We start from the raw sequence: 271 nt of genomic DNA, 5'->3' as shown, positions 1-271 counted from the left end.
CTGCAGCAGTTCGACATGCTCGCCCGGGATGCAGCGCCACTGCCGATCGACGGCGTTGCAATCTGGCCAGCGCCAGCGCACCCCCGTGTGATCGTGGTCACCGCGAAGTTCGCCATATGGGCGCAGGATATGGCGACGCGCTTGGAGGCCCTCGCGCGCGAAGCCGGCTATCGCGCGGAAACGCGAGCATTTCACCCGCATGTCACGCTCGCGAGAGTTGGCGCACATGCGGCAACTGCGCGATGCTTGGCCGCGGTGGACAATGCCGCCC

Annotated in this window: 1 protein-coding gene; it reads left to right on the top strand. The window is 67.2% G+C overall.

Annotation, left to right across the window (positions count from 1 at the left end; translation table 11 throughout):
- The coding region (locus ACVA58_RS28120; protein WP_446513526.1) for a 2'-5' RNA ligase family protein at positions 1 to 271 on the top strand (271 nt) is incomplete at both ends.

The sequence above is a fragment of the Photobacterium sp. DNB22_13_2 genome (assembly GCF_052873915.1).
Note: the sequence above shows the minus strand (reverse complement) of the source record. Positions and strands in the feature narration are given on the sequence as shown.